Origin of the sequence: Endozoicomonas sp. SESOKO1, assembly GCF_024606265.1 — a bacterium.
Lineage (GTDB): Bacteria > Pseudomonadota > Gammaproteobacteria > Pseudomonadales > Endozoicomonadaceae > Endozoicomonas.
In genome coordinates, this window is record NZ_JAHHPP010000201.1 from 1 (window position 1) to 17,950 (window position 17,950).

Here is a 17,950-nt window from a genome sequence, read left to right on the forward strand (position 1 = left end):
TCAGTCGCTGCGGCAACTGGCCAATGAATCCAATGAACTGTTAAAACGGGTGGCCTTGCATGCGTTTCCTGCAACCAGGGTTGCCGGGCTGAGCGGGGCTTCCTGGAGCCAATTTCTGGCGGATACCGGCGATATCCCCGAATTCCTCGACCACAGCGCCTTCAATAACGACCGTTATAACCCCGAGACACTGCTGACGCCCCCCCACGGCACTCCCGATGAGATGCCAGAGAAAGTGTACGAACTCACCCGGCGATGGATAAAGAAACACCATGCTTGAGCTTGAATGGCCCTGGATACTGATTGCCCTGCCCTTACCTCTGCTGGTTTATCGATGGGTCAAACCAGCCAGTAGCGGTAATGATGCAGCGCTGTATACCCCTTTTTATGGCAAACTGTCGTCCATGATGGGTGGGCAGAGTGCAGAACAGGAGACGCCTTCTGGCAAACGACTCATTCTGCCCTGTTTCATCTGGCTACTGCTGCTTGTGGCTGCCAGCAAACCGGTCTGGCTGGGAGACCCCGTTGAGCTACAGGACAGTGGCCGGGACCTGATGATGGCTGTTGACCTCTCCGGCAGTATGGAGATGAATGATATGGTGCTCAATGGTCGTCAGGTTGATCGGCTAAGCGCCACCAAAGCGGTGATGAATGACTTTATCGAGCGACGCCGTGGTGACCGGCTTGGACTTATCCTGTTTGGTACCCAGGCTTATCTGCAAACGCCGCTGACCTTTGATCGGGAAACAGTCAGGACACTGATGAATGAGTCAGGCATCGGTATGGCGGGTAACAAAACTGCCATCGGGGATGCCCTGGGTCTTGCCGTCAAGCACCTGCGTAAACGCCCTGAAGACAGCCGGGTGCTGATATTACTGACCGATGGCGCCAATACCGCTGGAGAAATCTCACCATTGCAGGCCGCGCAGATTGCCAGAGAAGAAGGCATCAAGATCTACGCCATTGGCCTGGGGGCTGAAGAGATGGTGGAGCGCAGTTTCTTCGGCTCACGCCGGGTTAATCCATCCGCTGACCTGGACGAGCAAACCTTACAGGAGATGGCTGGCCTGACAGGTGGTCAATATTTCCGGGCTCGTAATATTGAAGAACTGAACAGGATTTATACGCTGCTGGATCAGCTTGAGCCTGTTGCCCAGGAGGAAGAGCTGTTTCGCCCCAGCAAGAACCTGTTTTACTGGCCACTGGGACTGGCGCTGCTGCTCAGTCTGATTCCGGCAATCATGAATATCAATTTACCCGCCGCTCCTGGCAACCGGAAAGCGGACAAAGGGAAGACGCACCATGATTGAATTTTTCTCTTTGTTCCTGCATCAATTCCATTTTCTCAGACCACTGTGGCTGCTCATGCTGCTGCCCTGCCTCACCCTGATATTCCTGCTCTGGCAACAACATCGGGATCGGGGCAGCTGGTCCAGGGTCATTGCCCCTGCCCTGCTTCCCTGGTTGCTGGCAGGGGAGCAGCAGAAACAGGCCCGCTGGCCGCTCATGCTGGTATTTACTGGCTGGGTAATAGCCTCTCTGGCGCTTGCCGGCCCTGCCTGGCAGAAACAGCCGGTGCCCATCAGCAAAAATCAACAGCCATGGGTGGTTGCTGTTGACCTCTCCTACCACATGTACGCTGCGGATCTTTCCCCCAACCGCCTGACCCGGGTTCAGTTCAAGCTTCAGGACCTGTTCAACCAGCGCCGTGAAGGACTCTCGGCCCTGGTTGCCTATGCCGGATCTGCCCACACTGTTGCCCCGCTGACAGACGATAGTCGTACATTGAATAATCTGACCAAAGCCCTTGGTCCCGACATTATGCCGGTACAGGGTAACAACCCGGTTGCAGCAGTACGCCTGGCAAAACAGCTGCTGAGCCAGGGCAGCCGCAGGTCAGGCAATATTTTGCTGGTTACCGGCTCAATGACCGAAGCACAGGCGGAGCAGATTTCGGGCCTGTTGCAGGGCAGCGGTATCCGTTTGTCCATTCTTGGTACCGGAACCGAACAGGGAGCACCGATTCCACTGCCTGATGGCGGTTATCTGAAAGACCGACAGGGAGCCATTGTCGTACCTCAGCTGGAGCAGTCCCGCCTGCAGCCACTGGCCCGGGCCAATGGCGGTCGATATCAGACCATGACCGTTGCAGATGAAGACCTGCAGGCCCTTCTGCCAACAAACGACATAAATCAACTATTCAGCGAACAGTCATCAAGTGATCGCGAGTTTGACCAGTGGTATGACGCCGGTTACTGGCTGGTATGGCTGCTATTACCCGCGGCCCTGCTGGGCTTTCGCCGTGGATGGCTGGTGCTGATCATGATCTCCCTGCTGCCGGTCACTCAGGATGCCATGGCATTGGGCTGGAATGACCTGTGGCAGACACGGGATCAGCAGGGGCAGAAAGCCTTGCAGGAGGGTAATCCGGAGCTGGCAGCAAGCCTGTTCGATGATCCAGCCTGGAAAGCGGAAGCACTTTACCAGAACCAGCAGTTTGATGAGTCTGCATCAACCCTGAGCTTTCCTGATGATCAGGCTATGGAGCCAATATTGGATTACAACCGGGGCAATGCACTGGCCAGGGCAGGCAAACTTCAGGAAGCCATTGACGCTTATGATCTGGCGCTATCCCAACAGCCCGATATGGAAGATGCCCGGTTCAACCGTGACCTGGTTGAACAGTTATTACAGCAGCAGTCAGATCAATCTCAGCAAAACCAGGCAAACAACAGGGAGCAGAATAACAGCCAGCAGGAAAGTGGCCAGGGGGATGATAATCAGCAGCAGTCCCGGGTTGATAATAACCAACCCGGAAACAACAGGGATAAACCTTCTCCGGAAAATGACAACGCAGGTGAAAACAGCAGTGTGCAGGAACCTTCATCGCCACAACAGCCCCGGGACAACTCATCCGTTGATCAGAACCAAGATCAAGATCAGCAACAGGCGCAATCTGAAGAAAAGGACAGCGTCAGCCCATCGCAACAGTCTATCCAGTCAGAAGCTACCCGGTCACAAGCCAGAAAAGCCGATGATAAGGCACCGGAAACAACGGCCAGCGCTTTCAATGAGGGATTGGATGAAGAATTGGATGAACAACCACTTTCTCCCGAACAGCAGGCTATTGAAAGCTGGCTGAGAACCATTCCGGATGACCCGGGTGGTTTATTACGCAGAAAATTCCTGCAGCAGCAACGGGCTTCGCAACAGCAAAACAGAACGGAGGAGGCATCATGGTAAATCGAAAGTCATTTCATTTGATATTGACCGCATTGATCAGTCTTTCGGTTTCCATGATCGCCAATGCAGCGTTTACCGCCAGCGTTAACAGAACGTCTTTGGCCAGCCATGAAACCCTGGAGCTGACCCTGCGCACGGATGAAAGTTCCAGTGACGCCCCGGACCTGAACCCCCTGGAGTGGAGTTTTGACATACTGGGTACCCGGCAACAGAACCAGACCATTAACATTAATGGCAAAAGGACGTTTACCCGCGACTGGGTGGTGACCCTGGCTCCCAAACAGCAGGGAACGCTGGTTATTCCACAAATCACTCTGGGTGACAAGCAATCCCAGCCGGTGACCATCACCGTCAGCGATAAGAAACCCGATGACCCAAACGGTGATACCAGTCCAATCCTGATGAAAGCCGATGTCAGCAGTGAAAGCATTTATGTACAGCAGGAGCTGATATTCACCCTGAAAATTCTCTTCAGTATCCAGCTGTATGATGATAACCGGCTGAGTGCCATGGAAATCAGCGATGCGCTGATTCAGCAACTGGGGGAAACCCGGAAACTGGAAACCATCATTGATGGTATTCGCTACCAGGGATTTGAATTGAAGTACTCTATTCATCCACAGTCTGTGGGTGAAATGGTCATACCATCACTGACGTTTACTGGTGTGGCGGTGGAACCCCGGGACCCATTCGGCAGTTTCTTTTCCAGTGGCGGCAAGCCCGTACTGGCCCGCTCCCCGGAGATAAACATTGAGGTAAAGCCCAGACCTGAAAGCTATCCCCCCGGTTCAACCTGGTTACCGGCAAGAAATGTCACGATTCAGGAAAAATGGAGCCAGCCCCTGGAGAGTTTAACAGTGGGTGATGCCATTACCCGAACCATTACCGTCGCTGCCGACGGTCTCAGTGCGGCACAACTGCCACCGATTCTAATGGCCCAGCCAAAGGGAGTGAACAGCTACCCGGATAAGTCGGGTACAGAAGACCGGGAGACCTTGAATGGCGTTCAGGGGCTACGAACTGACTCCATAGCCATGATTCCAACACGCCCCGGAAAAATCACACTGCCGCCTATTGAATACACCTGGTTTGATACCGACAGTGGCGAGATTAAAACGGCCGGGCTTCCCGCAACTGAAATTGAGGTAGCTGCAGATCCAAACGCTGATACCTTGGCTGATGCCTTAACAGCGGTCTCCCCAACCACACAGCCAGAAGACAAGCCTGCTGAATGTCCGGAACCAGCCACGGCTACCGATGCCGCACCGACGGAGCCTGACAGGATCTGGCAGTATTTAACCGCCATTTTTGCCCTGTTATGGCTGGCGACCCTGGGACTCTGGCGGTTCAAATCACGTTCAGCAGCAAAGGATAATCAACCAGTCAATAACACCGGCGGTCATTATCACCCCGGGAAACAGGCCTCTGAAGCAGAAGCATTCAGCCGACTGGAAGCAGCCTGCCGGCAGAGCGATGTGCGGCTGACATTGGATGAACTTAAAAACTGGTGTCGTATATATCTCAGCACCAGCCATAACAACAGTCCTAACAACAATATTAACAACGAAAACCTGACGTCATTGACGGACTGCCTTGATCAGCTTGGCTCGGATCAACTGAGTTCAATCGGCAACCAACTGTCAGCCAGCCTCTATGGTGCCCAGGCAGAAGGGGCTGCTATTAATGAACAGTTGACCTTATTGCTGGAGGTGTGCAAAAAGCTCAGAGGCATAAAGCCCGGCCGGGAAAAAGATCAACAGCTTGGTAAGCTGTATCCGGAATAGACCGACTGAAGTGGATAGGAGCATTCTCCGGGGTAAGTGGAGTAATCGCTGTGAGAGTGCTTCTTAATTCATGGCAATGGCGGTTTTACTGTTCTTCATCTCTGGTACAAGTGGTCTGTGATATCGGGTAAAGTTAATGGGCTTAATCCCTATGAGCCTTTACTTCATCAGGATTATTGCCAAAACCATAATCGGTAATTACCTCGACTGCCCTGTAGCCAACACTCCCCAAATGTTCACCTGCTATCTCAATGATACATTCACCAATAGCAGAGTCCTCCGTCGTAACCGAAGTGAAGCAATCCAGAGGTTCCCCTCCGGCTAATGATTTTCCCAATGCAGAACAACAGATTTCCCCGACCTTTTTGCCAATATCCACAATTAGCGATCCTTCGATACATCTTGGTACGCATCCCCTTTCAGAGAGCTTTTTTGCAATGGTTTCCAATACATAATTGCCCGCCTCAGCAAAATACTCACCAGCTGCTTTCATCAGGCATTCTGTGGCGAAATAACGACACAATGAAGTGGCTGAACTGCCTGAATAAACCAGCACTTTAATCAGTGATTCGCCAAAACTGACAAAGCTGACCTGGGCCAATTTACTGCCGACATTAACAAGTGCCGTGGCAACGGATTGAGGCAGACAACGTCTGCAATGAATTTTTGCAGCCACCGTTTCCAACACCTCATAACCACTATCGCCCAGAAACTCACCGGCAATTTCTGTTGAATAATCAGAAATCGATTCAGAAATTGTTGTTGTCAGATCCCCCCCAAAGCAAAGATGTTTAACCACCGATTTTCCAAAAATTGTGCAGCTGGTTTCCGCAGTTTTCTTTCCCGCCTCCAGAAAAGTCGAGTTTGTCATGTTACTTTCTGGCAGCTGGTATCTGCCCGCTGAAATACAATCCATCACGGCACCTCCGGGAAAATGATTAACTCCTTTTAAGTAAAAGAACCCCTTCTTAATGTACGTTTTAATTCAAATTGATTTTTTCACTTTAGTAGGCTGTCCGGGAATAATGCTATTCCGGGTGTCCCCGTAGCCAAACAAAAATGTTAGAGTTTGCAGACCAATTTGCTGCCACTGCAGTAGGGCAGTCTATTCTCGGATAGTCTTCTGGCCATTTTTTATATTGATCCATTTTTGTAACAGCATTCGACCATTAGAATCCATAACAAACCGGTTATTAAAGACAACTTAATCGACTATTGACCCTCTCTTTGCCGCAATCCACCTGCTGTTATTCATGTCTGGAAAATGTAACTGGTATTAATCCCTTTATCAAATCAAACGAAACCTTACAAAAATGTATAGTTCCGGAAACCTTCCTGAAAATCTTGCCGGGTAAAGTGGCCACATCGACAAGGGGTATCCCTGTCATGTTAACCCTGAGGAAGTTACTGTGAAAAAATCAAACATCGTTAAGTCTGCTGCACTGTCTGCCATTATCGGAATGAGCGCAATGATGGCTGCAGGATCAGCCAATGCCGGTGATGCCCCATTTTCTCTCAACGAAGATGCTGTGACGCTGCTTAAGGCGGTAGAGATTGCCAGCAACCACACCGGTGCAGAACCGCTTGAGGCAGAGCGTGAAGTAGAAATGGGTCAGGCAGTGTATGAAATTAAACTGGCTGATAAAAATGGTGAAGAGATTAAAACCATTATTGATGCGCAAACCGGTGAAGTCATTTTCAGCAAACAGCGCACCGGCCACGATGATGACCAGTTGGAAAATGCCCTGTGGCTATCGGGCATCAGCAGTGGCAAATACCTTTCCCTGAAAGAGGCAGTCCACCAGCTGGAATCTGATTTTGGTGGCAAGGTATGGAGCGTGCAGATGGAAGATGACCACAATAGATTGTCCTATGAAATTGAGTTGTTGAACGCCCGCGGTCAGCACATTGAAACCAGGATTGATGCCATCAGGCCTGTCAACAAATCTTGATACAAGACTATTCGATACTATGCAGGAGTCACTCTATGAACTCATCAGACAATAAATCCACTCTGTGGTCCCGCGTTCAATCGACAGCCATGAAAATACGCAAAAATGGTCTCAAGGAAGTGACCGGCGTGGTATCGTTCTCCCTGTTTTTTATCATGGGGCTGGTAACACTGGGTGCCTGCTTATTAGCAGGTGTGGCAGCGGTAATCATTGCCAAGTGGCAACACCATAAAAACCGGGAAAATGATGCCACTGAGCCAGCCAATGACCAGAATCCCAACAACAACCCCATCGTTGCGGCCTGAGCCGCAGCGATAGTAATGAGAGCTGTATCATGCGGGTACTACTGGTAGAGGACGATGTAAGCCTCAGCCATTTTATTGAAAAAGGGCTTCGTGAGGCTGGCCATCAGGTTGAGCTGGTGGATAATGGCAGGCACGCCCTGACACTGTGCATGACAGAACACTATGAGGTTGCGGTTATTGACCGAATGCTCCCCGGACTGGATGGACTGTCGCTGGTAAAGGCGCTTCGGGCGGCTCGGGTGGCAACACCCATCCTGTTCCTTACCTCACTGGGCGGCGTCGATGACCGTGTTGAAGGGCTTGAAGCTGGAGGGGATGACTACCTGACCAAGCCTTTTGCATTTTCCGAATTACTGGCGCGGATCACGGCACTGTCCAGGCGTCAGATTCTCAAATCTACCGAAACAAAGCCTGAACTGGCTTATGGTGATGTGGTCATCAACCTGTTTGAACACTCTGCCATGCGTCAGGGGCAGGCTCTGGATCTGCAACCCAAAGAGTTTCGTATTCTTGAACTCTTCCTGCGCCATCCGGGACGGGTGATTACCCGCACCATGCTACTTGAACATGTCTGGGATATTCACTTTGACCCGCAGACCAGCGTTGTAGAAACCCACATCAGCCGTTTGCGAAACAAGCTGGAAAAACCGTTTGGTGACACTCTGATTCAGACCGTCCGGGGTGCGGGCTACAAACTGGAGCATAAAGCAACCACAGGTATGAGTTCATGAAATTGCCGTTTCCCGATTTCCGCGAACTACAACGGCGTTTATCGCCACTGGTAAAACGCCTGCCTGATCTGCTCCCGGTATGGCTCAAAAGTTCGGCCATTCAACAGGGCTTACTGTTTGGCGTAGTCTCGATCATCAGCCTGCTCCTGATGGCTTCTGTCACCTTTTTGTATGTGGATTACGAACTTGGCAAACAAAACCGCGAAATTGTCAAAGAGTCCAGAGAACTGGTGAGGGAGCAAAACAGGGACTTCAGTGATATTGATGATGACCCTATTGAAGATGATGAAATTCTGGCCGTTCTGACGTCAGGTTTTGTTCTGGCAGGCATACTGGTTTCAATCTTCACCACCGTGATTGTGGTGGCATTAAGTCGGCACAGTCAGAAGCGGATTTCACGGATCGAGGCTGTATTAACTGCCGCTGCGGAAGGCAATTTATCCGCACGCACCGGTGAAACGCACACCTGCAATGATCTTGCCCGGATATCGGTTTCCATTGATGAAATGCTGTCACGGCTGGAAAGTTCCATTGCTGCCATGAGGGATATTTCAGCAAATATTGCCCATGAGCTGAAAACCCCCATTACCCGCTTGCGTCATAACCTGCTGACACTTAGGGATGAAACAGAACACTCTCACACCAATCAGGGGGACGATTTTTTCAGGCAACTGGATCATGCCCTTGAGGACTCACAACGACTGACCTCCATTTTTGATGCATTGCTGCGAATCACCCAGATTGAGTCTGGCGCCCGCAGAAGCCGTTTTACCCGTATAGATCTGGTTCAGGTCGTAGACACCGTGGCAGAGATTTACCAGGACGTCGCGGAAGACGCCCAAATGGCGCTGTATGTTGTTAAAGAAGCGGCCCCGATTATCATCCAGGGAGACCGGGAGCTATTGATTCAGCAAGTGGCAAACCTGATTGAAAACGCCCTGCGTTACTGCCCGGCAGGCAGCAAAATTACTCTGGGCTGCGGCCTTGACAACCCCGCTGGCATTGCCTGGCTGACCGTTGAAGATAATGGCCCGGGCATTCCTGATGGTGAGAAAGAACGGGTATTTGAGCGCCTGTATCGTGTTGATAAAAGTCGTACCGATGGGGGCCTGGGGCTGGGACTCTCGCTGGCTAAAGCCGTAGCTGGCCTGCATCATGGTTCCATTACGCTGAGTGATTGCATGCCCGGACTGGGTGTGAAGGTCTCCATACCGGCTGATGGGTAAATTATATAAACAGGATTGTTAAAAAAGGGCTGGTATTACTGCCCGATTTTCAGATCATTCATCTCATCTATTTTTATCACGACCGCGAATGGGCAGCACTTGCCAGTGACTGCGTTGCTATTCAGAACAAAAATTGAACTTGTTATTGAAAAATTTGTCTCAACTGTCAGTAAGCTGTTCGAGAAACGCGCAGCTTACTATAGCCAAGTAATTAACCAACTGTTTCAGAATGTTTGTAAACAGCTTTTCTTTTCAGTTGTTAATTAACGTAAACCTTCTTTGATCACGGCGGGAGTATATCGTAAATAAGATTAATTCCCTCTACTTAAATATCCTGCTTCAGCCCGGCATCAACAGGATATATCAGTTTGTTGGAAGGACGGTGGTTTTTATAGAAAAATGCTTACCTAATTCCAAAAAGAATTTAACCGAATCACTTAAGTACTTTATTAAAGGTGTCTGAAATGCTTACATCCTACTCTCATGATTTCAGCCAAAGAGTTTACGAAGGATCTTGTTCTACTTGTCTTAACCGGTTTGACTATTCCAACACCAGAAATAGAAATCCTGCATGGAGCATTGTTGGCTTCCCTGAATGCAAGCATTTAATCCATAAAGGCTGCTTTGATCATTGGTCTTCTCACTCCAGGGAGTTAGCTCAACGTGATATAAGCATTATTGATGATCCGATAACCTGTCCACTGTGTAAAGTCGACGTTAAAGCTAAACGAGATCACGATTTTATCCAATTACCATGTTCTCTTAATTTTACATCGCACTTAGAAAGGCATAAACCTGATCCTGATCCCAACCTGCCCCTTCCTCTTTCAGAACATTCTGCTTCGTACAATCATTGTGACATTCAATTAATACAGGAACTTTTTGATAAGGCAGTCTTCGTCTATGATTCTGATGTATATTCTGTCGTCAGTAATTTTCCTGCCCTGCATCAAATGAAAAATCGTTATGGCATCACGCTAAGTGCGGAGCAATTAGAAACAATTCTTAATAAAGCATTGCTAACATCCAGATACAATGTTTTTCAGGAGACCATCCATACTAATGCAACCAATAAAATCAAAATGGCACTACTATTGAGATCTGATGATGAAGCCACCAAAGAAGTGATCAACAATTTCTTCAACAGCATTCTGGATAAAACAGGGGACTGTAAAGACGTCATTATTGATTTCTTACTTGAAAATTTAATATCGGATAGAGAAGTAATTCAAAAAGGTTTTGAGTATTACATCAGGACAAACAATTTTCATAACGCAGAAAAAATTCAAAAAAAACATAGTTTTCACATCAAACATGAAATATTGAAACAGGCACTGATGCAAGTTAATCCACATTACGGTGTCAGTCAATTATCCAGGATTGCTGGCAACGAATGTTTTCAGAAGGCAGGGCTTGAGGCAATGAAAGCCTTGAATGAAAGGGCATTTTCCAGACCTGCCTATTCCAAAACGAAAAGTGCTATTTGTGCATTATTGGATGGAAAGATTCTGGATCAGGATGAGATTAAGAAATCCCTAAGGCTGGCTGTCTTAGCTGGTGATACTGTATGGCAAATGGAACTGAAGAAAAAGTATGGTGCCTTTTTGGATTCCCAATTCTTTAAAAATCAACTGGAAGGCGCTGAGGGTTATGATCTGGTCAAGACCATCGATCACCTCTTTGAACTGAGAGCAGACGATGAAGCAACAAAACAAGTCCTGATGGCAGCCTTGATGAGAGTTGTAACGGAAGAAAATCATGGTGACTATTTTAAAATCAAATGCTTACTTTCCAAATGTCTGGAAGCTGGAATCTGGAGCCAGCAACTGGTCAACAAAGCATTAACGCAGGCCATGAATGAGCATCCAAATCAAGATCAATGGACACAAACCTTGAACAAAAAATATCAGGCTGTTCTTGACCCTGTAATGCTGGAACATTACCTCTGGAAAACATTAACTGACTGTCCACCCAGCATGTCATACTTTGATCAAGGACATTATCATTTACGATTTAAACGAATTTTAAATTTTGCTGACAAAAAAAATGAAGAGAGTGACCAAGCTATTAGTACTGTCTTTAAAAAACTGTTAAATGATAGGGAATTATCCCAAAGACCCGGGATACAAAAATGCATTGAATGGTTGGTGGAGTTTAATGATCCCATCCCTGATGCTACATAAATAAAGAAGAAAAAAAGATTTTAGTGGGTGAAATGAGTAGGTAGAGGTTCCGGATATACCAGGAGGCTGTTCCGTGTTCCACCAACAGATCCCCCCCTATTGATTCCATAGGGAATATTTCAGCATGCCTGATGATGGGTAAATCACAAACCGGCAGTGCAACCATGATAACTGTTAACCCGGGAGATCCTGTATACACTCCTGTGCTGATAACCAGGCTCCCTCAACCCTGCCACCCGCACACCAGGCACCAATAACAGCAAGCCGCTGATGTTCATCCATAAGATAAGGTTTATCAAAGGTTACCGGCTTCATATTGGCATAGCGCCAGTAATGTCGATAGGTAGCACTTTTCTCAAGTTCGGTATCCATCAACGCCTGAAGCCACTGCAAACCGGTCTGGCCAATGTCCATTGCTGTTTCTCTCCCCTGTTGTTCAGACCATTCAGGTGAGAAATGCAACATCCAGACATCGTCGACATCCGGCGATTTAATAAAACCGGGTCGGCTGGATAACCGTGAAGCCCAGCGGACCGTTTCATCACCAAAGATGCCCTGCACTTCCTCTGGAATTTTCCCCCGGGTAGCAAGGCCTGCTGCCCAGCAGGGTCGATGGACGGTTACGGGCACAACGGCCATCACGTCAGAACAGCGGTCAAGCAAAGTACGGCTTTGCTCGGCAGGACTGCTGACAATCAACCAATCAAAACCGTAAAAAAGCTCACCATCGGCAGAAAACAGCCGCCATCCTTTCCGGCTCTTTTCTATCTTCGAGATTTTGCATTGGCAGTTAACGGCAACGTTGGTTCCCAGAGAATAAACCAGCTGATTCATTAACGGGGAACCGATATAACGCACCGTTTCATCCGGAGAAGGTGTTAATTTTCCCTGTTTTACACAATAAGGTGAGAATTCCCATATCTTTACTACAGACGCTTGCAGCCAGGACTCTACCTGTTTCTGAAACCCGGGGTCCCTGGCGGTAAAGTACTGGGCACCAATATCAAGCTTACCCCAGGCTTCCCGTCGATTGGCCAATCGTCCACCCAAGCCGCGACTTTTTTCAAAAACAGTGACCTCATGCCCTGAATCCGCCAGCAGACTTGCGGCCTTTATCCCGGAAAGTCCGGCCCCAATGATAGCTACTTTCATGAGTGTGCCTCGTTATTTATCATCCGGTTCTCCAGACAAACAGTTAATTCCATGTTTATCAATATCAATTTTTATCGGGTGGTCAGACTGCATAAACTGGAAATTCCAGGATGATTTACTTAACCCGGCTGCATCAAAAATGAAAAACTTCCTATAATGCAATTTAAAAAAATGAGGACATATTAATTCTAAATTCATTGAGAGAGCCATTAGAATGCCATTCCCGCCTACAAGTCTTATTCAAAAGGTACACCATCCAGAAAGAGAACCCCAAAAGCTGCCTGTTGCTCCTCATGCCAAAAGAGGCTGTGGGCACAACCCGGTCCCGTTAAATGGCAGCCCATTGATAGCCAGCTGCACCAACCCTCATCCTTTCCTCAATACAGATATTTCCTCGAGGGGCATCGTACCCGTTTCAACCGTTCCCGGCCAGTTTCTGGCGACAGCCCAAATGACCGGCCTGGCGGTTGCTACTGTATGTTCCGGAAATCAACCTGCCCCTCCCAATGACTTCGATCCTTATAACCCTTGCGTACCAATGCCTGTTGATCACCTACCGTGTTGGCCACCTTGCTGCCCGGTTGAGTTCATTTCTCATGAGGAGACTCTACACCCGGGATTTGGACACAAGGCTGTCAAGCCTGCCACAACCATAGCGAAATCAGATACAGAAAAAGTAATAGCGAAAAAGATCAATCTTGATCCAGAAGCAACTGAGTTTATTCCGAAAGACGTCCAATGCCCGGAAAATACAGCACATCATACTGAAGAAAAACAACAGGCTGTTCAGTATTTACCAGTTCAATATCCGAAAGCAAACGGGGCTTATGGTGGATTATCACCATCGCCTGCCTTAGCTTTTATTGCAGATATTGCAGATATGGCAGATATGACAGACAGTCCCGGGACGTCTATTTCAGTACAACAAGTACTTCAACTCAGGCACCCGGGGGCTGCCAGAAAGACGCCCCATGCACTCAAACTGCTTTACTTCGACTGCTTCGATTTTCATCAGAAAATTCGCACCTGTGATAGTTTTGATGAAAAAGGTAGCAGGATAAAGCTTTCAAGAAGTGAGTTAAAAAAACAGCACAGGATATTGCAAAACCGGCTCAAGGAAAGTAACAGCATGGTGAAACTGCCTCCTCTGAATAAATTAAGAAAGCTACCGTCTGCTGATATTCTTTTGAGCAAGCCAACAACCCAGGCCAGCATTCACCCTCGTAGTGTTCAACTAAGCCAGGCAGCAGCCTCATTAGACCCGGTTAAATTCACAGAGAGGGAGAAAATAAGAAAAAGTCTGGCCGCTCATTTGGCATCTTATAAGGCTTCTGCTGAAGAGATCAGCACGATGAAAGAAAGGGCCAAAACCAAAGAGGCAAGAGAATGCGTAGAAAGGTTTGCGACAGATGACCTATGGAATCTGGACTTTAGCATTATGCATTATTACCCCTATTTCGATCAGAAAATTTTCACCCTGGAAGCCCCATTCATCAGGCCCGTAGAAACAATTTACTGTCGTTCACGTTTATTCAATCAGCAGTCAATAATACATAAAGGAAATTATTTTGAGTTCAGTGAAGAAGAAGAAAAAGCCATTGACGAAGCCAATGACAGTCAACTGATAGAGACGGTAAAGACAATCTCTGCATTGGCAAAAATCCTGACCATCAAGCTGAACCAGCGCGTAAATGGAAATACGCCTGTTAACCTGCCAGAAACTTTTTCCAGACAGTGCATACTGTGGCACGTACAATTCAGCTGTGATCTTGTTTATAAAATGATTAAATTAGGTGAGGAGGATACACCGGATATTACCGAGATCCTCGCCATCTCACTGGATAGTCTTCTTGATAGCATTAAAGCACTATCCGACTGCTCTTCGGAATTTCCTGATGAATACATAACAGTTACGGAGTCATTGTGCCTCCTGTTGCAATGCGGCCCACTCCAGCGTTTACTGTCACTGCAGGAAGCACAAGTGACCGGCAACATCAAAAAACTCTGGCATCACTCTTTGGTACGGCTGAAAAATACCATCCTGACAATTCTGGTAAAGTCACTACAGCACCCAGAGCTCTTAAACACCACCATGAGCCTCTTTAAAACACTATCTGATCATGGGATGTTTTTAACAGCACTGGCTGACAGCAAACCAATATTCACTATTCGATTCGCCAGAGTTACTTCAGAGATCACTAATAATTTATTAAAGACACTGACAAACAATTACCCGAATGATATATCGACCCATGATCAATTTGTCCGACAACTTTATGACTGTTGTTCAATATTGAATAATATTCATCAAAAGCTCATTTTAAAACCCAACCTCGTTCATGCTGAGTCACAGAATCTGGGAGATTGTATTAAAACACTGCATAAAGCCTGTAAACATCGATTGACTGAAATTGAGAAAGCACGTCAGGATTACGTGAATGAAATTGAAAGTGAGAAAAAAAATAACCACGACATATTACGGGCAAACAAGGAAAAAAGGGAGCATTCAAAACAGAAACAGGCAACAAGGGAAAAAAGAAAAAATCAGCTTCAAGGGGAAATCACCAGGGTAAAACATGAACCACAGGAGATCGAAGAGCCAGAATCAGATCATGCAAAGCTGATTAAAGACATGAGTAAGCGACTGCAACTGTTTGGCAAAAAGCTTGAGTACGGTAAAAACTATCCAGATGAACTAAAAACAATCAACTGTGAATTTCCTGAGATTCGACGATCACAAGTACTGGCAGTTTGGGTTTTTGGGGATATTGCCTACACCCTGTGCAATCAGTGTACAGATAAATTTAACCGGGCCGCACTCTTTGTCCGGCGATTCGACAAAATGAAAACCTTCTGCGCCGATGCCCTTGAGGAGGCAGCTCAACGAGCAGGACAGTATGACGCTAAATGGCTTTACGATAGAGACCCGAATCAGCCAGTCAGCATAAGTAGCATTGATTTCCTGACAAGATTATCGGACCCAGAGCAGGTTCAAGCCCTGATCAAACGTGCATTCGCCAGTGCATCCCTGTACGAGTCAGCCCTTAATCGGGCCAGGGATGCCGCCCATCAACTGACCCAGGACATGATGGTTGATCCGGTCAATGGAGAAAGTGACCTGCACATGTATCACCTTCAACAACGGGTAGCTTTTATCATTGAAGAAATGAACGAGATTAAGCAGTACCTGGAAGATCTACAACCGGTGCCGGATATGTCTGATCTTTTAGCAACAAGAAAGCAGCTTTTTCAAATGCTCAAAACAAAAGATGTCGCTGATGGGCAAACCAGTGATATCGCAGGCAATCAGGAGAAAAAAACAAAAAACGCTGTTTATCGGGCACTGCTGGAAAAATCAGAAAGTAACTGGAAAGTGGATGACTCAGTCTGTGATATGCGCAACTCTGCCGAACAGCAGCTAGAGCAAGTCATTAAAGGTTTTACAGAACTTAAAACACAGCTGGGATCAGAAGGCCGGGACGACTGAACAAAACATAGCCCAGGCAAAGCGGATTAGAAAAAATGATATAAATGAAAATAACATCGACTCTTTTGATTTATTGCATGAATATAATATTGAGCCTCTGACACCTGCCGATCAGGCTTTCCCTTTCGGGATTGATATTTCTGATATATCACAATCTGTTTTTGAACAAGAATTACGACCAGTTGCGGTCGTTAACCCGCCAAACCCGAACCAGGCTACAAGTAATAACCAAACGCTCCCGGGAGACGACATTGCTGAGGATAACTCTTCCGCAGTTGAGCACAAGATAGAAAGCTATTACGAACGACGGAAGAAGCGTTACTACAATGATCAGGCTTACGCAGAGCGCGAAAGAGAGCGCCAGAGACAGCGCCAAAGGAAGCTTCGCAAAGATCCCGATTACCTGGAGCAGCGAAGAGCGTACCAAAATAAGCGCTACCAGGAAAATCCAGATGTCGCCAGGCGTAAGAGAGAGCACCGGAGGGAGCGGCAAATGCAGCACCAGAGAAAGCATCGTAATTGTGTTGTGTATGGGAGGAACTTTTATCAGAAATAGTGGTCTTAGGAAATTGAATTCAATAATTCGCCAATTCAATGAATCTCTCCAATAACTTACCATCACTCAGCCTTGCTAATTCGGACCTCGATTCCGGATATTCAGATTTAATAAAACAGACGTATCGATGCTGTATCACCGAACAACAACCGATGTATCAGGGCATATCTGTTCAGGTGCTGGACACTCAACATCCGGTTTATCATAGTCAATCAATCATAAACCAAAACAACGCTGACTCTTTCAATTCACTGGATGAATATAACATTGAATCACTGATACTTGCTGATCCAGCATTTCTTTTCAAAACGAATCTTCCTGACATACCACAATCAGTTCTTGATGAATATGTACCCTGTAATTTTGATAACGAACCTGTTAATGACAGGTGGCCATTAGTTTCAGGCTTCCCCTTTGTCCAGCAGGTATGGACATCGGGTAACGAGTCCGGGGTTGAGCCAACACCAGCAAGTGATTCGAGCCGGGATTATCAGTCAGTACCCACTGCCCCACAAAAATTACGACCAGTTGCTGTCGTTAACCCGCTGAGCCTGAGCCAAACGACAAGTGATAAGGCAACGCCCCAGGCAGAAAAATTTGTTGATAATAACTCTTCAATAGCTGAGTGCAGGAGGGAACGTCAGGGGAAATGCCGAAGAGAGCTTAGCAAAAATCCCGCTTACGCAGAGCGTAAAAGGGAGCGCAACAGGAAACTTCGCCAGAACCCCGCTTACGCAGAGCGCCAAAGGATACGCGAAAGGGAGCGCCAAAGGGAGCTTCGCAAAGACCCCGCTTACGTGGAGCGCCATAGGGAACGCCAAAGAAAACGCCGCCAGAATCCCGTCTACGTAGAGCGCCTGAGGATACGCGAAAGGGAACGATTAAGGGAGCGCTCCCAGAATGACCCTGATTTGGCAAAGCGCATAAAGGAACAAAAAAGGGAGTACCAAAGGAAACTTCGCCAAAATCCCGCTTACGCACAGCGTGAAAGGGAGCGCGCAAGGGTGCGCTACCAGAATGCCCCTGATTTCGTAGAGCGCCGCAGAGAGTACAATAGGCGGCACTACCTGAATAATCGCGATTTCGCAGAGATTGAAAGGAACCGCCAGAAAGACGTTTCAAAGACAGCTTCAATGGCGAGAGAACAATGTCTCCTGTCAGCCAATTCAACAGGAAAACCGGATGAACTTTTATAACAAGAAGTGGTCATATTCTGGAATTCATTAATTCAACAGCTAAATGGATATTCCCCCGTACTCTGCCCAAATAAATACAGCTTCAGGCAGCTTTCGTAATTGCTCTGAACGAGGCATATCACCTCAGGCATTTTC

At 47.5% G+C, this 17,950-nt stretch carries 14 protein-coding genes; 12 read left to right on the plus strand and 2 right to left on the minus strand.

Features of this window, described 5'->3' with window-relative positions:
* From KDK13_RS09470 to KDK13_RS09485, 4 genes are all read left to right on the plus strand, one after another.
* Positions 1-280: DUF4381 domain-containing protein (locus tag KDK13_RS09470; protein ID WP_257284732.1), on the plus strand; the 280-nt coding region annotated here is incomplete at its 5' end.
* Complete coding sequence (locus tag KDK13_RS09475; protein ID WP_257284733.1) at positions 273-1,310, plus strand: VWA domain-containing protein; 1,038 nt, start codon at positions 273-275, stop codon at positions 1,308-1,310. The genes KDK13_RS09470 and KDK13_RS09475, both read left to right, overlap by 8 nt.
* Positions 1,303-3,243, plus strand: coding sequence for a VWA domain-containing protein (locus KDK13_RS09480; protein ID WP_257284734.1), 1,941 nt, complete (start codon positions 1,303-1,305; stop codon positions 3,241-3,243). Before KDK13_RS09475 ends, KDK13_RS09480 begins: the two co-directional genes overlap by 8 nt.
* Positions 3,237-5,027 carry a BatD family protein gene (locus KDK13_RS09485; protein WP_257284735.1) on the plus strand — a complete coding sequence of 597 codons (1,791 nt, stop codon included), beginning with the start codon at positions 3,237-3,239 and terminating at the stop codon, positions 5,025-5,027. Before KDK13_RS09480 ends, KDK13_RS09485 begins: the two co-directional genes overlap by 7 nt.
* Positions 5,028-5,169: 142 nt before the next feature.
* On the opposite strand, the gene KDK13_RS09490 is transcribed toward KDK13_RS09485, so the two are convergent.
* Positions 5,170-5,898, minus strand: a complete 729-nt coding sequence (locus tag KDK13_RS09490) for a hypothetical protein (protein ID WP_257284736.1) — start codon at positions 5,896-5,898, stop codon at positions 5,170-5,172.
* A gap of 538 nt (positions 5,899-6,436) precedes the next feature.
* Here KDK13_RS09490 and KDK13_RS09495 point away from each other — a divergent pair.
* The 5 genes from KDK13_RS09495 to KDK13_RS09515 all read left to right on the plus strand — a co-directional run bounded on the left by KDK13_RS09495 (position 6,437) and on the right by KDK13_RS09515 (position 11,424).
* Positions 6,437-6,979 carry a PepSY domain-containing protein gene (locus tag KDK13_RS09495; protein ID WP_257284737.1) on the plus strand — a complete coding sequence of 181 codons (543 nt, stop codon included), beginning with the start codon at positions 6,437-6,439 and terminating at the stop codon, positions 6,977-6,979.
* Positions 6,980-7,014: 35 nt separating this feature from the next.
* Positions 7,015-7,284 carry a hypothetical protein gene (locus tag KDK13_RS09500; protein ID WP_257284738.1) on the plus strand — a complete coding sequence of 90 codons (270 nt, stop codon included), beginning with the start codon at positions 7,015-7,017 and terminating at the stop codon, positions 7,282-7,284.
* Positions 7,285-7,313: 29 nt separating this feature from the next.
* Positions 7,314-8,015, plus strand: coding sequence for a response regulator transcription factor (locus tag KDK13_RS09505; RefSeq protein ID WP_257284739.1), 702 nt, complete (start codon positions 7,314-7,316; stop codon positions 8,013-8,015).
* Entirely contained in the window at positions 8,012-9,241 is a 1,230-nt protein-coding gene (locus KDK13_RS09510) for a cell wall metabolism sensor histidine kinase WalK (protein WP_257284740.1), read from the plus strand. Before KDK13_RS09505 ends, KDK13_RS09510 begins: the two co-directional genes overlap by 4 nt.
* Before the next feature lie 464 nt (positions 9,242-9,705).
* Positions 9,706-11,424: a hypothetical protein gene (locus KDK13_RS09515; RefSeq protein ID WP_257284741.1), complete on the plus strand. Its 1,719-nt coding sequence runs from the start codon at positions 9,706-9,708 to the stop codon at positions 11,422-11,424.
* Positions 11,425-11,598: 174 nt separating this feature from the next.
* On the opposite strand, the gene KDK13_RS09520 is transcribed toward KDK13_RS09515, so the two are convergent.
* Complete coding sequence (locus tag KDK13_RS09520; protein ID WP_257284742.1) at positions 11,599-12,576, minus strand: NAD(P)/FAD-dependent oxidoreductase; 978 nt, start codon at positions 12,574-12,576, stop codon at positions 11,599-11,601.
* 880 nt (positions 12,577-13,456) lie between these two features.
* Between KDK13_RS09520 and KDK13_RS09525 the strand changes: the two genes are divergently transcribed.
* The 3 genes from KDK13_RS09525 (at position 13,457) to KDK13_RS09535 (ending at position 17,815) form a co-directional block, all read left to right on the plus strand.
* Positions 13,457-16,063 carry a hypothetical protein gene (locus KDK13_RS09525; RefSeq protein ID WP_257284743.1) on the plus strand — a complete coding sequence of 869 codons (2,607 nt, stop codon included), beginning with the start codon at positions 13,457-13,459 and terminating at the stop codon, positions 16,061-16,063.
* Between the two features lie 73 nt (positions 16,064-16,136).
* Complete coding sequence (locus KDK13_RS09530) at positions 16,137-16,619, plus strand: hypothetical protein (RefSeq protein WP_257284744.1); 483 nt, start codon at positions 16,137-16,139, stop codon at positions 16,617-16,619.
* Between the two features lie 152 nt (positions 16,620-16,771).
* Entirely contained in the window at positions 16,772-17,815 is a 1,044-nt protein-coding gene (locus KDK13_RS09535; protein WP_257284745.1) for a hypothetical protein, read from the plus strand.
* The last annotated feature ends 135 nt before the right edge of the window (positions 17,816-17,950 follow it).